At 53.4% G+C, this 22,747-nt stretch carries 21 protein-coding genes; 7 read left to right on the forward strand and 14 right to left on the reverse strand.

Annotated features, from left to right (window positions below; genetic code table 11):
* Positions 1-3: 3 nt before the first annotated feature.
* From ACNQ0W_RS02590 to bolA, 11 genes are all read right to left on the reverse strand, one after another.
* Complete coding sequence (locus tag ACNQ0W_RS02590; RefSeq protein ID WP_062932294.1) at positions 4-333, reverse strand: DNA-binding protein; 330 nt, start codon at positions 331-333, stop codon at positions 4-6.
* On the reverse strand, positions 320-670 hold the full coding sequence (locus tag ACNQ0W_RS02595) for a type II toxin-antitoxin system RelE/ParE family toxin (protein ID WP_062932295.1): 351 nt from the start codon (positions 668-670) through the stop codon (positions 320-322). The genes ACNQ0W_RS02590 and ACNQ0W_RS02595 overlap by 14 nt, the downstream gene beginning before the upstream one ends.
* Positions 671-717: 47 nt before the next feature.
* Entirely contained in the window at positions 718-1,116 is a 399-nt protein-coding gene (locus ACNQ0W_RS02600; protein ID WP_017694410.1) for a YbgC/FadM family acyl-CoA thioesterase, read from the reverse strand.
* A 97-nt stretch (positions 1,117-1,213) separates the two neighbouring features.
* Entirely contained in the window at positions 1,214-1,594 is a 381-nt protein-coding gene (locus tag ACNQ0W_RS02605) for a helix-hairpin-helix domain-containing protein (RefSeq protein WP_062932296.1), read from the reverse strand.
* A 148-nt stretch (positions 1,595-1,742) separates the two neighbouring features.
* On the reverse strand, positions 1,743-3,614 hold the full coding sequence (ppiD, locus tag ACNQ0W_RS02610) for a peptidylprolyl isomerase (RefSeq protein WP_045142051.1): 1,872 nt from the start codon (positions 3,612-3,614) through the stop codon (positions 1,743-1,745).
* Positions 3,615-3,826: 212 nt separating this feature from the next.
* A complete protein-coding gene (gene hupB / locus ACNQ0W_RS02615; RefSeq protein ID WP_002444653.1) occupies positions 3,827-4,099 on the reverse strand; it encodes a nucleoid-associated protein HU-beta in 273 nt (90 codons plus the stop codon).
* 210 nt (positions 4,100-4,309) lie between these two features.
* Positions 4,310-6,664, reverse strand: a complete 2,355-nt coding sequence (gene lon / locus ACNQ0W_RS02620; protein ID WP_006809878.1) for an endopeptidase La — start codon at positions 6,662-6,664, stop codon at positions 4,310-4,312.
* Positions 6,665-6,848: 184 nt separating this feature from the next.
* On the reverse strand, positions 6,849-8,123 hold the full coding sequence (gene clpX, locus ACNQ0W_RS02625; protein ID WP_006809879.1) for an ATP-dependent protease ATP-binding subunit ClpX: 1,275 nt from the start codon (positions 8,121-8,123) through the stop codon (positions 6,849-6,851).
* A gap of 127 nt (positions 8,124-8,250) precedes the next feature.
* The gene (gene clpP / locus ACNQ0W_RS02630; RefSeq protein ID WP_006809880.1) at positions 8,251-8,874 is read right to left on the reverse strand and encodes an ATP-dependent Clp endopeptidase proteolytic subunit ClpP; all 624 of its coding nucleotides are present in this window, start codon (positions 8,872-8,874) and stop codon (positions 8,251-8,253) included.
* A 260-nt stretch (positions 8,875-9,134) separates the two neighbouring features.
* A complete protein-coding gene (gene tig / locus ACNQ0W_RS02635; RefSeq protein ID WP_015571277.1) occupies positions 9,135-10,433 on the reverse strand; it encodes a trigger factor in 1,299 nt (432 codons plus the stop codon).
* A 331-nt stretch (positions 10,434-10,764) separates the two neighbouring features.
* Positions 10,765-11,082 carry a transcriptional regulator BolA gene (gene bolA, locus ACNQ0W_RS02640; RefSeq protein WP_417933168.1) on the reverse strand — a complete coding sequence of 106 codons (318 nt, stop codon included), beginning with the start codon at positions 11,080-11,082 and terminating at the stop codon, positions 10,765-10,767.
* A gap of 303 nt (positions 11,083-11,385) precedes the next feature.
* On the opposite strand from bolA, the gene ACNQ0W_RS02645 reads away from it, so the two are divergent.
* The 7 genes from ACNQ0W_RS02645 to cyoE all read left to right on the forward strand — a co-directional run bounded on the left by ACNQ0W_RS02645 (position 11,386) and on the right by cyoE (position 18,748).
* Positions 11,386-11,964 carry a lipoprotein gene (locus ACNQ0W_RS02645; protein WP_062932298.1) on the forward strand — a complete coding sequence of 193 codons (579 nt, stop codon included), beginning with the start codon at positions 11,386-11,388 and terminating at the stop codon, positions 11,962-11,964.
* A gap of 45 nt (positions 11,965-12,009) precedes the next feature.
* The gene (gene ampG, locus ACNQ0W_RS02650; protein WP_062932299.1) at positions 12,010-13,485 is read left to right on the forward strand and encodes a muropeptide MFS transporter AmpG; all 1,476 of its coding nucleotides are present in this window, start codon (positions 12,010-12,012) and stop codon (positions 13,483-13,485) included.
* A 478-nt stretch (positions 13,486-13,963) separates the two neighbouring features.
* Positions 13,964-14,911 (forward strand): cytochrome o ubiquinol oxidase subunit II, encoded by a 948-nt coding sequence (cyoA, locus tag ACNQ0W_RS02655; RefSeq protein WP_062932300.1) that lies wholly within the window; start codon positions 13,964-13,966, stop codon positions 14,909-14,911.
* A gap of 16 nt (positions 14,912-14,927) precedes the next feature.
* Positions 14,928-16,919, forward strand: a complete 1,992-nt coding sequence (gene cyoB, locus ACNQ0W_RS02660) for a cytochrome o ubiquinol oxidase subunit I (protein ID WP_022650473.1) — start codon at positions 14,928-14,930, stop codon at positions 16,917-16,919.
* Complete coding sequence (locus ACNQ0W_RS02665) at positions 16,909-17,523, forward strand: cytochrome o ubiquinol oxidase subunit III (RefSeq protein ID WP_003859057.1); 615 nt, start codon at positions 16,909-16,911, stop codon at positions 17,521-17,523. Before cyoB ends, ACNQ0W_RS02665 begins: the two co-directional genes overlap by 11 nt.
* On the forward strand, positions 17,523-17,849 hold the full coding sequence (locus ACNQ0W_RS02670) for a cytochrome o ubiquinol oxidase subunit IV (protein WP_006809888.1): 327 nt from the start codon (positions 17,523-17,525) through the stop codon (positions 17,847-17,849). The genes ACNQ0W_RS02665 and ACNQ0W_RS02670 overlap by 1 nt, the downstream gene beginning before the upstream one ends.
* Positions 17,850-17,860: 11 nt before the next feature.
* Positions 17,861-18,748: a heme o synthase gene (cyoE, locus tag ACNQ0W_RS02675; protein WP_003859062.1), complete on the forward strand. Its 888-nt coding sequence runs from the start codon at positions 17,861-17,863 to the stop codon at positions 18,746-18,748.
* 41 nt (positions 18,749-18,789) lie between these two features.
* Here cyoE and fucU read toward each other — a convergent pair whose 3' ends face one another.
* From fucU to fucI, 3 genes are read right to left on the reverse strand one after another with little or no spacing between them, the layout of a single operon-like run.
* Positions 18,790-19,218 (reverse strand): L-fucose mutarotase, encoded by a 429-nt coding sequence (gene fucU / locus ACNQ0W_RS02680; RefSeq protein WP_022650472.1) that lies wholly within the window; start codon positions 19,216-19,218, stop codon positions 18,790-18,792.
* A complete protein-coding gene (gene fucK, locus ACNQ0W_RS02685; RefSeq protein WP_062932314.1) occupies positions 19,211-20,614 on the reverse strand; it encodes an L-fuculokinase in 1,404 nt (467 codons plus the stop codon). The genes fucU and fucK overlap by 8 nt, the downstream gene beginning before the upstream one ends.
* Positions 20,615-20,663: 49 nt before the next feature.
* Positions 20,664-22,442, reverse strand: a complete 1,779-nt coding sequence (fucI, locus tag ACNQ0W_RS02690; RefSeq protein WP_062932301.1) for an L-fucose isomerase — start codon at positions 22,440-22,442, stop codon at positions 20,664-20,666.
* Positions 22,443-22,747: the final 305 nt, after the last annotated feature.

Here is a 22,747-nt window from a genome sequence, read left to right on the forward strand (position 1 = left end):
GGGCTACCTGACCGTGCTGTCGAACAGTTTTACACCGGCAGCACGGGTGATCTTCATCAGTGTAGTCAGCGTTGGGTTACCATTTTCGGACAGGGTGCGGTATAGCTGCTGACGTGAAAGCCCCGCTTTGGCTGAAATCTCTCCGATACCGCCGCGCGCTTCGATAACGCGTCTGAGGGCAATCAAATAGGCTGGGATCCCCTGGTCTTCGTAAATTTCATCCAGTGCAATTTGCAGATAGAGTTGCGCGTAAGAAGGATTTTTGCGCAGCATTTTGACTACAGCTTCATCATGGCTGACGGTACTTGAGAATTTTCGCTCACTTTTGCTCATGGGGTTTATCCTTATGATGATCTTTCCAGTAGTCTATTGCCAGCATCACATCCGCTTTCTGGCTCTTTTTGTCACCGCCGATCAGCAATAATAAGATTTCCCGATGCTGGACTGCAAAATAGACTCGATAACCGGGACCACAATCAACCTTCAACTCCCAGACACCCTCTCTGAGATAACGGTAATCGCCAAAATTCCCCTTCTCCGCGCGGTCGATTCGCAGAAGGATCCGAAACGCCAGCTCCGGATCCTTTCGTCTCAACTTTGCTACCCAATCCTCAAACGGTATTTTTCCGTCGCGGGTTCGGTAACGTTTAACAACGTAGTCCCTGTTCATGATTTTATCCCTGAAAACCCTTTTTGTCTTTTATAAAAGACAAAAATTTACGCGATCATCAGCTCCAGCTTTTCGCGCAACTCCCCTTCCAGCGGCAACGCTTTCTGGGTTTTGAGATCGATACAGACAAAAGTGATCAGCGCATCGGCCACCACCTGCCCTTCTGGCTCCAGCGTAACGACCTGGCTCAATACACCACTTTTGCCATTCAGTTGTTGGACCTCACTCGTCACGGTGAGCACATCCCCCAGCACAGCCGGGCGGCGGTAGTTAATGTTGATGTTGACGACCACAAACGCGATGTTGTGTGCGGTCAGCCACTGGAAGCTTTCGCTGTTCTCCAGGCCGTCCCAGCGCGCCTCTTCAAGAAATTCAAGGTAGCGGGCGTTATTGACGTGCTGGTAAACATCGAGGTGATAACCACGGACTTTGATTTGTGTCTGCATAGCGCAATAGCCTTTAGTTGTTATAGGTTCAGAGGTCATAACTGGTATGACCTCTTTATCCTGGCAAATTTTTGCCGCAGTGCAAGTGATTACGCGATTACAGCGTCAGGTGTGCGAGATTGCGCTCAACCAGCGCGCTGCCCATACCCGGCACCTGCTTGAGATCGTCAAGGGTTTTGAAAGGACCATACTCTTCACGATAGCTGACGATGGCCTGCGCTTTTTTGAGGCCCACGCCATTCATTACGCGGGCAAGATCGTCCGCAGAGGCAGTATTGATACTGACCCGCGTACCCTCGACCTCAATGGCTTTCGTGCTGGCCGTCGCGTTGGCTTTAACCTGACCTTGTGACGTTGCATCGGCCTGAGTTTGTGCAGCCTGGGCTTTAGCCGAGGGGGACGCCGCCAGCGCGCCCGCACTCATCCCGGAAGTGGCAATCGCCAGGGTAATTAACAGTGCTTTGATTCCACATTTCATGCTGTTTTCTCCTTGTTTGTTGACAGCCACGCCACGATAACCGCACGTGAAAACCGGGACAAACAGCAGATTGCAGAAATGGAAAAGGCCGCGAAAGCGGCCTTTAGTTTTTGCAGAGCGTTACGAAAATCTGCGAGCAGATACGTAATTATTGCTCCTGAGTGACCACATCACCCAGCTTGATTTTGGCTTCTTTACGCAGGTTGCTCATCAACGCTTCGAAAGCAATCTGGGCATTGTTCTGGGTAATTCCCTGAACCATGGCCTTCTTCTGCGCGTCTGGCAGCGTGCCGGCTTTCACTTCATCCAGCGCCAGAACCACCACGTTACCCTGCATATCGGTCGTGGTGCCAAAGACAGGTTTGTCTTTCGCCGGCAGGCTCAGGCCAAAGGCCGCCTGGCTGACAGGATCCTGACCGGTACGGCTCAGCGTTTTTGCTTCGCCAAAGCTCAGGCCAGCCGCTTTCAGCGCATCGTTCTTACCGGCTTTCAGGTCGGCCAGAATTTTCTCTGCATCCAGTTTTGCCTGCTGTGCCGCTTTGTTGTGTTTGACCAGCGCCACCACCTGATCTTTCACTTCCGCCAGGGGCTTCACTGCCTCGGCTTTGTGCTCGCTGACGCGCAGTACGAACGCTCGGTCACCATCAACGGTAATGATGTCTGAGTTGCTGCCCGGCGTACCGTTCTCACCGACCAGACCACCATTGAAAATGGCATCTGAAACTGGTTTGAAGTTCAGTTCTTCCGGCAGGTTTTCGTGGCTGAACCAGCCCGTCTCAACCGCTTTAACGCCAGCAGCCTGCTCAGCGCCCGCCAGTGATTCGTTGTCATTGCTTGCGGCATCGCTCACTTTCTGTTGCAGAGCATAGAAGGCGTCCAGCGCTTTCTCCTGCTTCACTTTCGCGGCGATATCATCACGAACGTCAGCCAGCGGCTTGGTTTTCGCCGCCACAACATCGTCCAGACGCGCCACCAGGAAACCAACGGAGGATTTGATTACACCAGACAGTTGGCCTTTCTCTTTCAGGCCTGCATTTTTCAGCTCGTCCGGGGTAGTAGACTCTTCCAGCCAGCCCATATCACCGCCGTTTTTGGCAGAAATAATGTCGGTGGATTTTGCTTTCGCTAAGGTGGCGAAATCAGCGCCTTTGTTCAGCTCGTCCAGCACGGCTTTCGCTTCTGCTTCCGTTTTGGTCTGGATCACGCTGTAACGGTTACGCTGCGGCTGAGTGAACTGATCCTGATGCTGGTCGTAATAAGACTGGATCTCGGCGTCAGTCGCGTTTTCCTGCATTGCAGCTGCATCCAGCTTGATATAGCTTACGCGGAACTGTTCCGGAGAGATGAAGTTGTTCTTGTTTTGCTCGTAGTAAGCATTAACTTCAGCGTCACTGACCTGCTGTTTCGCTGCCAGTGCGTTGACATCAATTGTCGCTTCACGCACCACGCGTTGCTGCGCCACCAGTGCCGCCAGCTCTTCAGTTTCGCCTTTCAGCATGAAATCGGTGCCCACCACCGCGTTGATCAGCTGTTGCGTGGTCAACTGGTTACGCAGCGCCTGAGCGTACTGGTCAGCCGTCATACCCATCTGGTTAACAATGCTGTTGTAACGCGCGTTGTCGAACTTCCCATTAGACTGGAAAGCCTGCGTTGAGAAGATGGCTTTTTTAACCTGCTCATCGCTGATGCCCAGACCGAGGCTTTTCGCGTACTGATCCAGCAGCGCCTCGTCAATAAGGCGGTTCAGCGTCTGCTGACGCAGGTTTTTCATATAGCCTTCGTTGGCTGCAAGTTCAGAGTATTGGTCGCCCAGCTGTTGCTGCATGCGGTTACGTTCACCAGCAAAAGCGTTCTCGAACTGCCCACGGCTAATTTCCTGGCCATTCACTTTTGCGGCGTAGTTCGCGCCACCGCCGATGAGGTAACTACTCACACCGGTCAATATGAACGACACGATAATGATACCGAAAATAATCTTGAGCACGAGACTGTTAGCAGCCGTGCGTAAGCTGTCCATCATGGTGTAACAACACTCCGCTGTAGGTGACTGGTTACCTGACGCTGACGGAAAATCCTGACCGTCGCGCGTAAAGGCGTATTGTGACAAGAAAACAGGGCAATTGTCAGCCCACAACTCGCATAAACTCGCACAAATCAGGTCTGGACAAACAAAAAAGGCACATCAAACGATGCGCCCTTGTACTTTTCAGCTTCCCTGGAGCGGGAAAGCAATCAGTTTACTGCGTCTTTCAGCGCTTTACCTGCACGGAAACCCGGCACTTTAGCGGCAGCAATGGTGATCTCTTTGCCGGTCTGAGGGTTGCGGCCAGTACGGGCTGCACGCTCTTTAACCGCAAAAGTACCGAAGCCTACCAGTGCAACGTCGTCCCCAGCTTGCAGAGATTCAGTAACAGAAGCAATTAAAGCATCTAAAGCACGTCCCGCTGCAGCTTTAGAAATATCAGCACCCGCAGCAATTTTGTCAATCAGTTGAGATTTATTCACTGTTCTCTTCCTCTCTTTATAATTTATATCGCACCTGAATCCTTCACAGCGCGACCGCGCAGCAGTTATATCAGTCCTGCTATGACCTTACAACACCCGTTGTTGATGGCTAACCCAATCAGCAATCTAAATTAGCTATACAAAAAAAGGCTGGCAAGTACGAAATGACTTACCAGCCTTGTTTTTATTGGCGCTCTTTGCGCGAGGTCACTATTTTGCGGTTACAACCTGCATTCCGGACGGTTCATTTTGCAGTGCGAGAGTCAGAACTTCCTCAATGCGTTTCACCGGATGGATCTGCAAATCGGCAATAACGTTGTCCGGAATCTCTTCCAGATCGCGTTTATTCTCGTAAGGGATCAATACGGTTTTGATCCCACCCCGGTGGGCCGCCAGCAGTTTTTCTTTTAACCCGCCGATAGGCAGTACCTGACCACGCAGCGTAATTTCACCGGTCATGGCCACATCAGCACGAACCGGGTTCCCTGTCAGGCAGGAAACCAGCGCCGTACACATGGCAATACCCGCGCTTGGGCCATCTTTCGGCGTCGCCCCTTCCGGAACGTGAACGTGAATGTCGCGTTTTTCGTAGAAATCCGGGTTGATACCCAGTTTTTCCGCGCGCGCGCGCACCACGGTCAGCGCCGCCTGGATGGACTCCTGCATCACTTCACCCAGTGAACCGGTGTAGGTCAGCTTGCCTTTGCCCGGGACACAGGCGGTTTCGATGGTCAGCAGATCGCCACCCACTTCCGTCCATGCCAGACCGGTCACCTGGCCAACGCGGTTTTCGTTATCCGCGCGACCATAGTCGAAGCGCTGAACGCCCAGGTACGCATGCAGATTGTCGCCGTTAATCACGATGTGCTTCAGGCTCTTATCCAGCAGCAGCTGTTTCACCGCCTTACGGCACAGCTTAGAGATCTCACGCTCGAGGCTACGCACGCCCGCTTCACGGGTGTAGTAACGAATAATGCCAACAATGGCGCTGTCCTCAACGGTCAGCTCGTTAGCCTTCAGCGCGTTACGCTCAATCTGCTTCGGCAGCAGGTGCTGTTTAGCAATGTTCAGCTTCTCGTCTTCGGTATAACCGGAGAGACGGATCACTTCCATACGGTCCAGCAGCGGCGCAGGAATGTTCATGGAGTTGGAGGTCGCCACGAACATCACGTCGCTCAGGTCGTAGTCGACTTCCAGATAGTGATCGCTGAACGCGACGTTCTGCTCTGGATCAAGCACTTCCAGCAGCGCCGACGCCGGATCGCCACGCATGTCTGACGACATTTTGTCGATCTCATCGAGCAGGAACAGCGGGTTTTTGACGCCCACTTTCGCCATCTTCTGGATCAGCTTGCCCGGCATGGAACCAATATAGGTACGACGGTGGCCGCGGATTTCCGCTTCATCACGCACGCCGCCCAGCGCCATACGGATGTACTTACGCCCGGTCGCTTTGGCGATGGACTGGCCCAGAGAGGTTTTACCCACCCCTGGAGGCCCTACCAGGCACAGAATTGGGCCCTTGATTTTGTTCACACGGCTCTGTACCGCGAGGTACTCAAGAATGCGGTCTTTCACGCGTTCCAGGCCGTAGTGGTCGGTATCGAGGATTTCCTGGGCCTGACGCAGGTCTTTTTTGACCTTGCTGCGGGCATTCCACGGAACCTGCACCATCCACTCAATGTAGCCGCGTACAACGGTCGCTTCCGCCGACATCGGAGACATCATTTTCAGCTTTTGCAACTCAGCTTCGGCTTTCTCTTTCGCCTCTTTCGGCATCTTCGCCGCGTCGATCTTACGCTTCAGCGCTTCGTTTTCATCCGGCGCATCGTCCATCTCGCCGAGCTCTTTCTGAATGGCTTTCATTTGCTCGTTCAGATAGTACTCACGCTGCGATTTTTCCATCTGCTTTTTGACGCGGTTGCGAATGCGCTTCTCAACCTGGAGCAGATCGATCTCCGACTCCATCATCGCCATCAGGTATTCCAGACGTTCGTTAACGTCGGACATTTCCAGCACGGACTGTTTGTCAGCCAGCTTCAGCGGCATGTGCGCAGCGATGGTATCCGCCAGACGTGCAGGATCGTCGATGCTGTTCAGCGACGTCAGCACTTCAGGTGGGATTTTCTTATTCAGCTTGATGTAGCCTTCGAACTGGCTGATCGCGGTGCGTACCAGCACTTCCTGTTCGCGCTCATCAAGTTCCGGTGAATCAAGGTACTCTGCCTTCGCAGAGAAGTGCTCGCCATCGTCTGACAGAGTGGTAATACGCGCACGCTGTAAGCCTTCCACCAGCACCTTCACGGTGCCGTCTGGCAGCTTCAGCATCTGCAAAATAGAGGCCACGGTCCCGACGGTGAAAAGATCGTTTACACCCGGCTCATCCGTTGATGCTTCCTTCTGCGCGACCAACATGATTTTTTTATCATGATCCATGGCGGCTTCGAGGCAACGGATAGATTTTTCCCGCCCTACAAATAAGGGTATGACCATGTGCGGATAAACCACCACATCGCGCAACGGCAATACGGGGATTTCAATGCGTTCAGAACGCTCAGGATTCATAGAGCTCTCTCTTAGTTTAGTGTCCGCCAGGTAAACTGGTCATGTAACTGTGCTTCACACAACCATTAACATGTAATCCAGTATATGGGGATGTTTCCCATACATTCAACGCCATGAATACGGAAAAAGTAAAGGGGAGATAAAATCCCCCCTTTTTGATTAACTGATTGTATGAAATGGTGAATTATTCGCCAGATGCCTGCTGCGCTTCCGGTTTACCGTAAATCAGTAACGGCTTGGTCTGGCCACCAATGACGGACTCGTCGATCACAACTTTTTCGACGTCTTCCATAGAAGGAAGATCGTACATCGTGTCGAGCAATGCTGCTTCTACAATAGAACGCAGGCCACGGGCACCGGTTTTACGCGCCATCGCTTTCTTGGCAATCGCGTCCAGCGCTTCGTCACGGAACTCCAGCTCAACGCCTTCCAGATTAAACAGCGCCTGATACTGCTTGGTCAGCGCGTTTTTCGGCTCTTTCAGGATCTGAATCAGCGCGTCTTCGCTCAGTTCGTTCAGGGTCGCCACAACCGGCAGACGGCCGATAAATTCCGGAATCAAACCGAATTTGATCAGATCTTCCGGCTCAACCTGCGCCAGCAGCTGGCCTTCGTTTGGTTTTTCAGACGTGGCTTTCACCGTTGCGCCAAAACCAATGCCGGAGCCGGTTTCCACACGGTGAGAGATCACTTTATCCAGGCCTGCAAACGCACCACCGCAGATAAACAGGATCTTGGAGGTATCAACCTGCAAGAATTCCTGCTGCGGATGTTTACGCCCACCCTGCGGTGGAACAGCCGCAACCGTACCTTCGATCAGCTTCAGCAGCGCCTGCTGCACGCCCTCGCCCGAGACGTCACGGGTGATCGACGGGTTGTCTGATTTACGGGAGATTTTGTCGATCTCATCGATATAGACGATCCCGCGCTGGGCTTTCTGTACGTCGTAATCGCACTTCTGGAGCAGCTTCTGGATAATATTTTCAACGTCTTCACCCACATAACCGGCTTCGGTCAGGGTGGTGGCATCCGCCATGGTGAACGGAACATCCAGCAGGCGCGCCAGCGTTTCCGCCAGCAGGGTTTTACCAGAACCCGTAGGCCCGATCAGCAGAATGTTACTTTTGCCCAGCTCTACGCCATTGCTGGTATCGCCGTTACGCAGACGTTTGTAGTGGTTGTATACCGCCACCGCCAGCACTTTTTTCGCCTGCTCCTGACCAATGACATAGTCGTCCAGGTGGTGGCGAATCTCGTGTGGCGTTGGTAACGCGCTGCGCTCACGGTGCGGCGCGACTTCTTTAATCTCTTCGCGAATGATGTCGTTACATAAATCGACGCATTCGTCGCAGATATACACGGACGGCCCGGCAATCAGTTTACGCACTTCATGCTGGCTTTTGCCGCAAAAAGAGCAGTACAGCAGTTTGCCCGAACCATCTTTGCGTTTATCTGTCATGAGTCCAAACCTCTTTTTAAGTTCTATGTGCCGCACATGACGACGCAAATGCCATTCTCAGACGCAAGCTGCTTACAGGCAACGTGCCGCCCTACCTTAGTATAGCGGCACACTCGCGTCGCGGGCATCAATTACGATGGGTCAAAATGGAGTCGACTAAGCCGTACTCAACTGCCTCTGGTGCAGAGAGGAAGCGATCGCGCTCGGTATCGCGCTCGATCTGCTCGAGAGGTTGACCCGTATGCTGCGCCATAAGTTCATTCATGCGCGCTTTTACTTTCAGAATTTCTCGGGCGTGGATTTCAATATCCGTCGCCTGGCCCTGGTAACCACCCAGCGGCTGGTGAATCATCACGCGGGAGTTAGGCAGGCAGAAACGCTTACCTTTCGCCCCTGCGGTTAACAGGAAAGCCCCCATGGACGCCGCCTGACCCATACAGATGGTGCTGACATCCGGCTTGATGAATTGCATGGTGTCGTAAATAGACATGCCCGCCGTAATCACACCGCCCGGCGAGTTGATGTACAGGTAAATGTCTTTTTCCGGGTTTTCCGCTTCCAGGAACAGCATCTGCGCCACGATCAGGTTAGCCATATGGTCTTCCACCTGGCCGGTCAGAAAGATAACGCGTTCCTTGAGCAGACGGGAATAGATATCGAAAGAACGCTCACCGCGTGAGGTCTGTTCAATAACCATTGGCACCAGCGCCATATGGGGTGCAAAGTTATCTCGTTCGCCACTGTATGACATTTCCGTCTCCTGGTTCAAAATTGAAAACACCTGCTGTACTGATTGTAACCTTATGGACGGATTATCAGCCAGTCTCAATCATCGTGATTACATACTAATGGGGGTCGCCATGCCCTATTTCAAGCATAACAACGTTTTGTTGTAACGCTAACACTGAAAGGGCGTTTTAGCACCCTTCCAGGACTAAAGCTGTGATAAAAAAAACCCGTCGCCGGAGGGCAACGGGTTTTTTGTTCAAACTTTAAACCGTTGGGGCGAAATTACGCCTGCTGGTTCATCAGTTCGGTGAAAGAGGTCTCTTTTTCGGTCACTTTCGCTTTCGCCAGTACCGCTTCAACAGCCTGCTCTTCCAGCGCGACGTTGCGCATGTTGTCCATCAGCTCTTTGTTCTTACCGTAGAACTCGATCACTTCTGATGGATCTTCGTATGCAGAAGCCATCTCTTCGATCAGGCCTTTCACACGCTCTTCGTCAGCTTTCAGCTCGTGGGTACGAATCACTTCGCCCAGCAGCAGGCCAACAACAACGCGACGTTTCGCTTGCTCTTCGAACAGCTCGCGTGGCAGTTCCATCGCTTGCTGCTGGTTGCCACCGAAGCGCTGTGCAGCCTGACGGCGCAGAACGTCGATTTCGCTGTCGATCAGGGCAGCAGGAACGTCGATGTCGTTCGCTTTCACCAGACCTTCAATCGCCTGAGACTTCACGCGGTTACGTACAGCGCCGTTCAGCTCGCGCTCCATGTTTTTACGCACTTCGGTACGCAGGCCCGCAACAGAACCATCTTCCACGCCGAAACGCTTGATGAATTCTTCAGTCAGTTCTGGCAGTTCGCGCTCTTCCACTTTCTTCAGGTTGATAACGAACTTCGCTGCTTTACCTTTCAGGTTTTCAGCGTGGTATTCTTCAGGGAAGGTCACGTCGATGGTGAACTCTTCGCCCGCTTTGTGGCCTTTGATACCGTCTTCGAAGCCTGGGATCATACGACCCTGGCCCATCGCCAGTACGAAATCAGACGCTTTACCGCCTTCGAACTCTTCGCCGTCTACAGAACCGGTGAAGTCGATGGTTACGCGGTCTTCCGCGTCAACAGCGCCTTCTTTCTCTTTCCAGTTCGCCTGCTGCTTACGCAGGGTATCCAGCATGCCGTCAACGTCTTCGTCGGTCACGGAAACGATCGGTTTTTCAACTTCGATAGATTCCAGACCTTTCAGCTCAACTTCCGGGTACACTTCGAACTCTACGGAGTAGGTGAAGTCTTCGCCCTGCTTGTATTCGCCTGGAACGTAGTTCGGCGCGCCGGCTGGATTGATTTTTTCTTTGATGATCGCGTCGATAAAGTTGCGGCTCATCAGTTCACCCAGCACATCCTGACGCACGGAAGCGCCATAACGCTGAGCAACAACATTCATTGGTACTTTGCCCTTGCGGAAGCCGTCAATACGTACTTTTTTTGCTACGTTGACCAGCTCGCTTTTCACAGCAGTTTCGATGCTGTCAGCAGCGATAGTAATCGTTACACGGCGGCCAAGGCCTTGAGTGGTTTCAACTGAAACTTGCATCTTGTTACCTCAAAAAAATCACAGTGCTCGGTCAACTCTGAATCTGTCTGTTATACCGGGATGCTCTCTTATGTGCAGATTCACATTCCCTGTCGCCAGAATCATCCCGAAGACATTCAATAAGACGCGGCATTATAGCGGCATCACTTAGGTGAGTCGAGAACGGTTGGAGCATGTTGCTGCGGCTTTTTTCACACTTTAAGGCTATTTTTAGCCTTAAAAACGCGCCATCCGCTCAAAAATCAGACAAAACAAAACGGCCCGAAGGCCGTCTTGACGAAATCTGTAAGCAACATACTGGAAAAACTCCGGCGGTTGCAAATCCGATTTATCAGGCGATGGAGCCTGCACCCCGACAAGGCGGTGATGCGAATACCGTATCCTGTAGCCCTTCCCATTCCTTAATGGTGTAGGTATGCAGCGCCAGCGCATGTACGGTTGTGGAGAGTTCTTCCGTCAAGGTGCTGTAGATCAAGCGGTGTCGGTTCAGGAAACGTTCTCCCGTGAAGCGATCCCTGACCAGAACCACTTTAAAGTGGCTTTCAGAACCTGCCGGCACGTTATGACGATAGCTTTCGTCGACAACTTCGAGAAACACAGGGTTGAACGCTGCCCTTAATTTTTCTTCTATCTGTTCACGTATCATCATGAAATCACTCCTCCGACAACGCTAAGATGTCACCCATCCCTTTAAATATTAGCCGCTTTTACCGGTTCCATTACACCTTGACAACAAATATTTAGCTTTCGTCTGATTTTCTCATCCAAACGAATGAAGTTCACTATGTGGTTCATACGTTTTGTCCCTTACAGGCAGAGAAAAGCGGAAAGGTGGTCAGTTTTCGGACAAGGCGATGAATTTACATGCGTTGACCACTTCCCCTGGCCGTTGGCGATGTTATGATGGCGGCAATTTTTCTCTCTTTGCTTACGATTCGTTGAGAACCCGAAAATGTTAAAAAAACTCTTCTTTCCGTTGGTAGCACTCTTTATGCTCGCCGGCTGCGCGACTCCGCCGACGACCATTGACGTTTCACCAAAAATTACCCTGCCTCAGCAGGATCCAAGCCTGATGGGCGTCACGGTCAGCATTAATGGCGCCGATCAGCGTCAGGACCAGGCGCTGGCGAAAATGACTCGCGACAACCAGCAGGTCACGCTGACCGCCTCCCGCGACCTGCGCTTCCTGTTGCAGGAAGTGCTGGAGAAACAGATGACCTCCCGTGGCTACATGATTGGCCCAAGCGGCGCGGTTGATCTGCAAATCATCGTGAACAACCTGTACGCTGACGTCTCCCAGGGTAACGTTCGCTACAACATTGCGACCAAAGCCGATATCGCCATCATCGCTACCGCGAAGAACGGCAACAAAATGAACAAAAACTACCGTGCAAGCTATTCCGTTGAAGGCGCATTCCAGGCCTCCAACAAAAATATCGCTGACGCGGTTAACAGCGTGCTGACTGACACCATTGCCGACATGGCACAGGACACCAGCATTCACGACTTCATCAAGCAGAACGCCCGTTAATCCTGCTGACTGACCCGGTGCTTCACCGGGTCAGTTCATAAAAACATGTCCAGTCACTACTTACGTATTTTCCAGCAACCGAAATCAGCTATTCTGCTGATCCTTGGTTTCGCCTCCGGTTTACCCCTTGCGCTCACCTCCGGCACGTTACAGGCGTGGATGACGGTTGAGAACATCGATCTTAAAACCATTGGTTTCTTCTCGCTCGTCGGCCAGGCTTACGTCTTTAAGTTCCTGTGGTCGCCGGTGATGGATCGCTATACCCCACCGTTCCTCGGGCGCCGTCGCGGCTGGTTAGTGATGACGCAGGTGCTGCTGTTGCTGGCCATTGCCGCAATGGGTTTCCTTGAGCCGTCAACACAGCTGCGCTGGATGGCCGCGCTTGCGGTGGTCATCGCCTTCTGCTCCGCTTCGCAGGACATTGTTTTTGACGCCTGGAAGACGGACGTCCTGCCAGCAGAAGAGCGTGGCGCCGGTGCGGCAATCAGCGTGCTTGGCTACCGCCTGGGTATGCTGGTTTCCGGCGGGCTGGCCCTCTGGCTTGCCGATCGCTATCTCGGCTGGCAGGGAATGTACTGGCTGATGGCCGCTCTGCTGATCCCCTGCATTATTGCCACGCTATTCGCGCCTGAACCGAGCGATGTGATTCCGGTCCCCCGCTCGCTGGAGCAGGCCGTCGCCGCACCGCTCCGTGACTTCTTTGGTCGCAATAATGCCTGGCTTATCCTGCTGCTGATTGTCCTTTATAAGCTCGGCGACGCTTTCGCCATGAGTCTGACCACCACCTTCCTGATCCGCGGCGTCGGATTTGATGCGGGCGAGGTTGGCGTGGTGAACAAAACCCTGGGGCTGTTTGCCACGATCGTCGGCGCGCTGTACGGCGGCGTATTGATGCAGCGCCTGTCGCTGTTCCGTGCTCTGCTGATCTTTGGCATCCTTCAGGGCGCATCGAATGCCGGTTACTGGCTGCTGTCGATCACCGACAAGCATATGATCAGCATGGCGACGGCGGTATTTTTTGAAAACCTGTGTGGCGGTATGGGCACTGCGGCATTTGTCGCCCTGCTGATGACGCTGTGCAATAAGTCATTTTCCGCCACCCAGTTTGCGCTGCTCTCTGCCCTTTCTGCCGTCGGTCGCGTATACGTTGGCCCCGTCGCGGGCTGGTTTGTTGAAGCCCACGGCTGGCCGACGTTTTATCTCTTCTCAGTGGTGGCGGCCGTGCCGGGGATTTTATTGCTGCTGGTCTGTCGCCAGACGCTGGAATATACCCAGCGGACGGAACACTTCATGCCGCGCACGGAATATCAGGCTGCCTATCGGTTTGCCCTGCGTCTGCTGATGGCTGGTTGTCTTGCGCTGGTAGTGTGGCTCGCGGTACTCATCATGAATGCGACGACCACCTTGTCGCTTCCTTTTGAAACCCACCTGCTTGATGCTGGCGTGTTTCTCGCCATCGTGGGTATCCTGACCGGTGGGTTGCTGGATTTCATGTCACTGCGGAAAACGCAGATGACATGAAGTAAAAAGCGAAAGGTTATTTCCTGTTGTAATAACGACACGAAATTATAACGGTGAAATAACCGCCATCGGCAAAAAAAATATTTGTTGTTTTGTGCGGGATAGCATTCGGAAATTATTGGAGCTTATTTCGCTACGCTATTTTCCGTTAAACGATTCAGCATTCGAAAGATTGAATTTTCGTTTTTTAGTTGTCTTTTTATTGATAATTAATTGTTAATTATTTGTGTATTTTCCGCAATGGTTATACCAATTGTCCCTTTTGCGGTATGCTGGGACACCCTTTCGTTATAACGCCCACTCCGTGCGGCTTCCCTCGGGAAACGCGACATAATTTGCAACACTTGTGACATGTGCGGCAGAACCCGGTAACACCTTCCTGACACAGGGCTAATGATGTTTACAGTAATGTAACCTTCCCGTAAAATGCCCCCACACTTTAAACGCCACCAGACTCCCGTGGAATTGAGGTCGTTAAATGAGACTCAGGAAATACAATAAAAGTTTGGGATGGTTGTCATTATTCGCAGGCACTGTATTACTCAGTGGCTGCGATTCTGCACTACTAGACCCCAAAGGACAGATTGGACTGGAACAACGTTCATTGATACTGACGGCTTTCGGCCTGATGTTGATTGTGGTTATTCCTGCCATCTTGATGGCTGTTGGTTTCGCCTGGAAGTATCGTGCGAGCAATAAAGATGCGAAGTATAGCCCTAACTGGTCACACTCCAATAAAGTGGAAGCTGTGGTCTGGACGGTACCTATTCTGATCATCCTGTTCCTTGCTGTACTGACCTGGAAAACCACTCACGCACTTGAGCCGAGCAAACCGCTGGTTCACGATGAAAAACCTATTACCATTGAAGTGGTCTCCATGGACTGGAAATGGTTCTTCATCTATCCAGAACAGGGCATTGCTACCGTGAATGAAATCGCCTTCCCGGCGAACACTCCGGTTCAGTTCAAAGTGACCTCCAACTCCGTAATGAACTCCTTCTTCATCCCACGTCTGGGCAGCCAGATTTACGCGATGGCCGGTATGCAGACTAACCTGCACCTGATCGCGAATGAAGCAGGCACCTACGACGGTATCTCCGCCAGCTATAGTGGCCCGGGCTTCTCGGGTATGAAGTTCAAAGCTATCGCTACGCCAGACCGCGCGACTTTCGACCAGTGGGTTGCAAAAGCGAAGCAGTCTCCAAACACCATGTCTGACATGGCGGCGTTCGAAAAAGTGGCTGCACCTAGCGAATACAACAAGGTGGAGTACTTCTCTAACGTGAAACCGAATCTGTTCAAAGACGTTATTGGCAAATTTATGGATCACGGCATGAGCATGGACATGACCCAGCCTGAAGGCGAGCACAACACGCACCAGGGTATGGAAGGCATGAACATGAGCCACGCGGAAACCGCTCACTAAGGGGCCGAGGAAGAAAATGTTCGGAAAATTGACACTGGATGCAGTGCCCTACCATGAACCGATTATTATGGTTACGGTGGCTGCAATTATCATTGGTGGCGCGGCCTTAGTTGGCCTGATCACTTACTTCGGTAAGTGGAGCTACCTGTGGAATGAGTGGCTGACTTCGGTTGACCACAAAAAACTCGGTATCATGTACTGCATCGTCGGTATCGTCATGTTAATTCGTGGCTTTGCGGATGCAATCATGATGCGTAGCCAGCAGGCGCTTGCGTCTGCGGGCGAAGCCGGCTTCCTGCCGCCGCACCACTACGATCAGATCTTTACCGCCCACGGCGTTATCATGATCTTCTTCGTGGCGATGCCGCTGGTAATTGGTCTGATGAACGTGGTCGTTCCGCTGCAAATCGGCGCGCGCGACGTTGCGTTCCCGTTCCTGAACAACCTGAGCTTCTGGTTCACGGTTGTCGGCGTTATCCTGGTTAACCTGTCACTGGGTGTGGGCGAATTTGCTCAGACCGGCTGGCTGGCCTATCCGCCGCTGTCGGGAATTGAGTACAGTCCGGGCGTGGGCGTTGACTACTGGATTTGGGCGCTTCAGCTCTCCGGTGTCGGTACCACCCTGACCGGTATCAACTTCTTCGTGACCATCCTGAAGATGCGTGCACCAGGAATGACGATGTTCAAGATGCCAGTATTTACCTGGGCATCTCTGTGCGCCAACGTCCTGATTATCGCGTCGTTCCCAATTCTGACCGTCACCATCGCGCTGCTGACCCTGGATCGCTATCTGGGTACCCATTTCTTCACGAATGATATGGGTGGCAACATGATGATGTACATCAACCTGATTTGGGCCTGGGGTCACCCGGAAGTGTACATCCTGGTTCTGCCGGTGTTCGGTGTGTTCTCCGAAATCGCGGCAACCTTCTCGCGTAAACGTCTGTTTGGTTACACCTCTCTGGTGTGGGCAACCGTATGTATTACCGTTCTGTCGTTCATCGTCTGGCTGCACCACTTCTTCACCATGGGTGCGGGCGCCAACGTAAACGCCTTCTTCGGTATTACCACCATGATTATCGCGATCCCGACCGGGGTTAAGATCTTCAACTGGCTGTTCACCATGTACCAGGGCCGTATCGTGTTCCACTCAGCCATGCTGTGGACCATCGGCTTCATCGTGACCTTCTCCGTAGGTGGGATGACCGGCGTACTGCTGGCGGTACCGGGTGCTGACTTCGTTCTGCACAACAGTCTGTTCCTGATTGCGCACTTCCATAACGTTATCATCGGTGGCGTGGTCTTCGGCTGCTTCGCTGGTGTGACCTACTGGTGGCCAAAAGCGTTCGGTTTCACCCTGAACGAAAAATGGGGTAAACGCGCGTTCTGGTTCTGGATCATCGGCTTCTTCGTGGCGTTTATGCCGCTGTACGTGCTGGGCTTCATGGGGATGACCCGTCGTCTGAGCCAGCAGATCGATCCGCAGTTCCACCCAATGCTGATGATTGCAGCGGGCGGCGCAGCGCTGATTGCCTGCGGTATTCTGTGCCAGCTGATTCAGTACTACGTGTCTATCCGTGACCGTAACCTGAACCGCGATCTGACCGGTGACCCGTGGGGTGGCCGTACGCTGGAGTGGTCTACCTCTTCTCCACCTCCGTTCTATAACTTTGCCGTAGTGCCGCACATTCACGAGCGTGACGCATTCTGGGAAATGAAAGAAAAAGGTGAAGCGTACAAGCAACCTGAACATTACGAAGAGATCCATATGCCGAAAAACAGCGGTGCAGGCATCGTGATTGCCGCCTTCGCAACGGTATTTGGTTTCGCAATGATCTGGCACATCTGGTGGATGGCGATTGTTGGCTTCGCTGGCATCGTAATCAGCTGGATTGTGAAGAGCTTTGACGAGGACGTGGACTACTACGTACCAGTCCGTGAAGTTGAAAAGCTGGAAAACCAGCATTTTGACGAGATTTCTAAAGCGGGGCTGAAAAATGGCAACTGATACTCTGGCGCACTCAACTGCCCACGCGCATGAACATGCGCACCATGATACAGGACCGACGAAAGTCTTCGGTTTCTGGATCTACCTGATGAGCGACTGCATCCTGTTCTGCTGTCTGTTCGCAACCTATGCCGTTCTGGTGAACGGCACAGCGGGCGGCCCGACCGGTAAGGACATCTTTGAACTGCCGTTCGTTCTGGTTGAAACCGCACTGCTGTTATTCAGCTCCATCACCTACGGCATGGCGGCTATCGCCATGTACAAAAACAACAAGAGCCAGGTTGTCTCCTGGCTGGCGTTGACCTGGCTGTTTGGTGCTGGCTTTATCGGGATGGAAATCTATGAATTCCATCACCTGATCATGGAAGGTTTCGGCCCGGATCGTAGCGGCTTCCTGTCAGCGTTCTTCGCGCTGGTAGGCACCCACGGTCTGCACGTGACCTCGGGTCTGATCTGGATGGCGGTGCTGATGTTCCAGATCTCCCGTCGCGGCCTGACCAGTACTAACCGTACCCGTATTATGTGCCTGAGCCTGTTCTGGCACTTCCTGGACGTGGTATGGATCTGTGTGTTCTCTGTTGTCTATCTGATGGGGGCGATGTAATGAGTCATTCTAACGATCATGGCGCTTCCCACGGCAGCGTAAAAACCTACATGACAGGTTTCATCCTGTCGATCATTCTGACGGTGATCCCGTTCTGGATGGTGATGAACGGTTCTGCATCTAAGCCGGTTATCCTGGGCGCAATCCTGGTGACCGCGGTGATTCAGATTCTGGTGCATCTGGTTTGCTTCCTGCACATGAACACCAAGTCCGATGAAGGCTGGAACATGACGGCCTTTATCTTTACCGTGATTATCATCGCTATCCTGGTAGTCGGTTCCATCTGGATTATGTGGAACCTTAACTACAACATGATGGTTCACTAAGAGCGGCGAGTATGTTTAAGCAATACCTGCAAGTCACGAAACCAGGCATCATCTTTGGCAACCTGATCTCCGTAATCGGAGGGTTCCTGCTGGCCTCTAAGGGCAGCATTGATTACACCCTCTTTATTTACACGCTGGTCGGTGTGTCACTGGTGGTTGCGTCCGGTTGTGTATTTAACAACTACATCGACATGGATATCGACAAGAAGATGGAAAGGACCAAAAATCGGGTGCTGGTTAAAGGCCTGATTGCTCCTTCCGTCTCGCTGGTGTACGCCACCTTGCTGGGTATTGCTGGCTTTATGCTGCTGTGGTTTGGTGCTAACCCGCTGGCCTGCTGGCTGGGGGTGATGGGGTTCGTGGTGTATGTGGGCGTCTACAGCCTGTATATGAAACGTCACTCCGTCTACGGCACGCTGATTGGTTCTCTCTCCGGCGCTGCGCCGCCGGTGATTGGCTACTGCGCCGTCACGAACGAGTTCGACAGCGGTGCGCTGATCCTGCTGGCTATCTTTAGCCTGTGGCAGATGCCGCACTCCTACGCCATCGCGATTTTCCGCTTTAAGGATTATCAGGCGGCGAACATTCCGGTTCTGCCGGTCGTGAAAGGCATTTCGGTTGCCAAAAACCACATCACGCTTTACATCATCGCTTTTGCCGTGGCAACGCTGATGCTCTCTCTGGGCGGTTACGCCGGATATAAATATCTGGTGGTAGCAGCTGCGGTGAGCGTCTGGTGGCTCGGCATGGCCCTGCGCGGTTACAAAGTGGAAGATGACAAGGTCTGGGCTCGCAAGCTGTTTGTGTTCTCGATTGTCGCCATCACCTCCCTGTCCGTGATGATGTCCGTAGACTTCATGGTGCCTGATTCACAAAACCTGCTGACTTACGTCTGGTAAGAAGACTGAAGTAAAAACGCCGGGTTTAACCCGGCGTTTTTTTATGGGTACGGCGTAACCCCTTTCTTTAACAGTATATTGCCGTATTTCGCGGTCTCGCCCGTCACCACAATGGCGTACGCTTTCTGTGCCCGCGCATAAAACGCATAACGGTCAATACGCGTAATCCCCTCCCCTTCCGCCTCACCAAAGAGTGCGTTGCGATAGCGCGCTTCGACCTGGATATCGAGCGTATCCCCGTCGACAGGGGCCATCATCACCAGCGGTGGCGCATAGCTGTCCAGTTCAAACAGCGGTATCACCGCGGCCAGCAAATCGCTGATGAGCAGGCCATCTGCGCGGATCGTCTTTGGCCCCAGGCTGTGTGCGGGAAAGTGAGCATCTGCAAAAATAATCTCGTCACCATGACCCATCTCTGCCAGCGTTTTCAGCAGCTCGGGTGAAATCAGAGGGGATATCGTTTTAAGCACAAGGTTGCTCCTCAGGATAGAAATAACGGTAACGATAGTGGACCCGATCGCGAGCAGCCTCAGCGCTGGCCGTTTCTCCGACGCCCCACCATCCGTACAAAGACGCCCCCAGCACGGTCGTATCAGCCTCTTCAAGAACCTTCACCGGGATCCCAAGCGCATTGGACTTGAGCTGATTCCACAGCATATTGCGGCTACCTCCCCCCACCAGCAGGAGTTCACGCGCCTTAAATTGCGCGATCGCCTCCAGCGCCAGGCATTTTTCTTGCAGATGCACCGTGAGTCCTTCCAGGGCTGCGCGGTAAAAATGGGCTGGCGTGGTGGTGAGCGTAACGCCCTGCCAGCCGGCGAGTGGAGAGTCGAGCAGTTGGGTATTCATCGTGACGCCATCCGCGCCGTTCGGAATTGCCGCCGCCTGAGCCAGAATAGTGTCCCAGTCGGTACCAGGCGACCAGAACAGCGCGCGGATCCACTCCAGTACGCCAGACGCCAGATATTGCATTCCCGGATTATAGAGCCCCGTCCGGCTATCCAGTTCGCAGGTCGCGCCCGGGTATTGCCCCAGCAAAGCGGTATCAACCTGCGTGGTGCGCGCCATTAAAATCTCCCAGGTACCCGAAGAGAGAACTGGCTCATTAATTCCCGCTCCGGCGCCAAAAAGGGCAAACTGCGTGTCGTGCCCGGCGGAGATCACCGGCACACCGCAAGGCAATCCGAGCCTGGATGCAGCGTCGGGCCGCAATTCACCAATCCTTTCTCCGGGGGAAACCAGCGGCGGGAAAAGGGAATGAGGCACGCCGATCTTGCTTAAGATCGTTTCGCTGAAGCGCTGCCGATGCAGATCGAACATCTGACTGGTACCGGCCATCGTGAGATCGGTCGTCATCTTTCCGGTCAGGCGATGGTTGATTAGCGAGGAGATAAAAAGCCAGGCGTGAGCACGCTGTAACAGATCGGGACGGTTGTCCTGAAGCCAGCCTAGCTTATACAACGTGTTGAAACTAAACTGCCCAACGCCGGTGATCTGCTGTAGTTCTGCCGGGGAGCATGAACGGGCAACCGCTTCCATCACCGGCACGGTTCGCGGGCACTTCCAGCTGATGATCGGGTAAAGCAGTTCTCCCCGCTCATCTACCAGTGCGCCATCCACGCCAAAGGTCGTCACACTCATTCCGCACAGGTGATGCTCGCTCAGCGCTGCGCTGATTTTCTGACAACAGACGGCAAACCGTTGCATGATGGCGTCGAGCGACCACTGGTGCCAGGCCGGATTTTCAGCGGCGCTTTCGCTTTCGTTCGCCACTGCGGCGCGCGCCACAATATTCCCTTCGGGATCCAGCGCAATGGCGCGCACGTTCGTCGCGCCACAATCGAGAACCAGAAAACATTTTTTCATCGCGGTCCCCACAGGCTGCCAGCCCGCCGGAGCAGGCTGGCAGGCCGGATTAATGTTTGTATAACGGTCCGTAATTTTCACAGGCGCGGTAATCCTGCCCTTCCGGATCCATACCGTGAGCGCCCCAGGCCGTCGGCCGATAAATCAGCGCCTCCGGTACGTTATGCATGCATACAGGGATGCGCAGCATGGACGCCAGGGTGATGAAATCAGCGCCGACGTGCCCGACGGTTAATACCCCGTGGTTAGCGCCCCAGTTCGCCATCACTGAATAGACGTCGCTGAACGGGCCTTTACCGGTCAGGCGTGGGGCAAACCAGGTGGTGGGCCAGGTTGAATCGGTGCGCTTATTCAGAATGTCATGTACGTGTTCCGGCAGCTCAACACTCCAGCCTTCCGCTATCTGTAATACCGGACCCACACCCTTGATGAGGTTTACGCGGGTCATGGTAAATGGCACGCCACCCCGGGTGAGGAAGTTTGATGAGAAACCGCCCCCGCGGAAGTATTCATGCACCGCCGGACACCAGTGGGTTGCGGCCAGGCACGCGTTGGCTTCCTGCTCAGTAATGTCCCAGTGTGGTTTCAGGGTCGGTTTCCCCTCGGCGTCTTTCTGCTCCGCTGTACCGTCCAGCGCCGCCGAGCCGGAGTTGATCAGATGAATAATGCCGTGCTCAGCCCGTCCAGTGAGCTTCTGGCCGGTAACACGCTCAACCGACTCCGGCGACCAGTAGGTGCGTACATCAGCAAAAATCTGCGCGGTGCCGGTCATCAGATGCCCAAACAGCATCGCTACCCCGTTAAGGCTGTCATTTTCCGTCGCCACTACCAACGGCTGGCGAATACCGTTCCAGTCGAAAGAGCTGTTCAGCAGCGCCTCTGCGGTATCGCCATTTGGATACTGATCCGTCCAGTGGCGCTGCCCCTGGAAACCGGACGCAATGGCGTTATAGCCCAGCGATTCCTCCACGCGGCCCATCGCAGCGAGTTTAGGGTTGCCCTGCATCATGTCGCGGATGCACATCGCCATTAGCAGGCTCTCCCGCAGGATCGCGGCATTTTCCTGTTCATTGCGACGATAATGCTCTGCGTTTTTATCCTCGCCGAAACGGAAATGTGCCTTCGCCCAGCTCAGGGCCAGCTCAAGTTCTTGTTCGTCGTAAATCTTATGATCGATGCGGCGACGCAGTTCGGTCATATCCACCGCCTGCACCTTCATCCCCAGCCAGGATTCAAAGAAGTTGTGATCGACAATCGAGCCCGCGATCCCCATTGAGACCCCGCCCACCGACAGATAACTTTTCCCCTTCATGCTGGCGACCGCCAGGCCCGCCCGGGCGAAGCGCAACAATTTTTCCTCAACGTCTGCCGGGATGGTCTCGTCGCCCGCATCCTGTACATCGTGGCCGTAAATGGAAAACGCCGGGATCCCTTTCTGGTTATGCGCTGCCAGCGCCGCTGCGAGGTATACCGCCCCCGGACGCTCGGTGCCATTAAAGCCCCAGATCGCTTTCGGGCGCAGCGGATCCATATCAATGGTTTCACTCCCGTAACACCAGCAGGGGGTGATGGTGATCGTCAGACCAACGTGGCACGTGCTGAACTTCTCTTCGCAAGCGGCGGATTCCGCCATTCCGGCAATGCAGCTGTCGGCAATTACGCACTCTACGGGCGTACCGCAGGGGTGGCGTAATTTTTCACTGAGTAGCGCCGCCGTGGCTTTCGCCATGTTCATGGTCTGCTCTTCCAGAGACTCACGTACGCCCATTCGGCGGCCATCAATAACAGGTCGAATGCCAATCCGGGGTAACGCTTTTATCGTTTTCATAGCCCTTCCTCACGTTGGTTAACCTCTCCGTCTCAGGGGCATAGCCGTGAAAAAGCGCCCGGGCAGCACCGTGAACGGAAAGCGGTGAAATTTGCTAACTCGAATTAGCTTAGGGTTCTCACTAAAAATGAGACAAGATAAATGTGCAGAATCTGTGAGCAGTTTCACGATGAGAGGTCAAAATTCGATCAGCGTCAGGTATTACGATTCAGCAAAAACTAAACATACCGTTTAAATTCAATTAAATAACAAAATACCTTTGCACGACGTCACAATTTGAATACAAATGATTTGGCTAAATTATG

It is taken from the genome of Enterobacter cloacae complex sp. 6730903, from assembly GCF_048283985.1.
Lineage (GTDB): Bacteria > Pseudomonadota > Gammaproteobacteria > Enterobacterales > Enterobacteriaceae > Enterobacter > Enterobacter hormaechei_C.